The organism is Achromobacter sp. GbtcB20, from assembly GCF_019091095.1.
Lineage (GTDB): Bacteria > Pseudomonadota > Gammaproteobacteria > Burkholderiales > Burkholderiaceae_B > Achromobacter > Achromobacter mucicolens.
In genome coordinates this window covers 1-438 of record NZ_JAGXJZ010000244.1, presented here as the reverse complement: position 1 = coordinate 438, position 438 = coordinate 1, and the positions used below count along the sequence as shown (strand labels likewise).

Annotated in this window: 1 protein-coding gene; it reads right to left on the bottom strand. The window is 64.2% G+C overall.

Annotated features, from left to right (window positions below):
- A partial coding sequence (locus KVT32_RS28810) for a hypothetical protein (protein ID WP_217619283.1) occupies nucleotides 1-438 on the bottom strand: 438 nt, incomplete at both ends.

Sequence of the window (438 nt, the reverse complement as noted above, 5' to 3'; positions counted from 1 at the left end):
GATGGGCCATTGGCCGTGCCGGGCGGCATGAAGTTGATGCGGCCGGCAAGGTTGATCTCGCCAGCGAAGCTGATTGCGGTCCCGTGACCGGTGGTCGCGTATGCGGGATTGAATGCGGGATTGTCCGGGTCCGTGAACATGTTCCAGCGGCTGGAGGCATCCACGTTCAACGTGCCCGGCGCATGCATCCAGCCGTTCAATTCCGCATTGCGCAAGGTCAGCGTTTCTTGCGGACCCTGCCCGATGACGCCCGCCGCGCTTGAAATCGAGCCCAGCGTCGTGCCGTGAATGGCCAGCTCTCCTCCGGTCAGGTATGTCTTGCCGGTGTAAGTCAACGAGCCGGTCAGCGTCGTCGAGCCCGAGCCCGCTTGCACCACGTCTCCGGTGCCGGCGATCGCACCGCCGATCACGACGTGATTCGCGCGGTTGAACACCAGC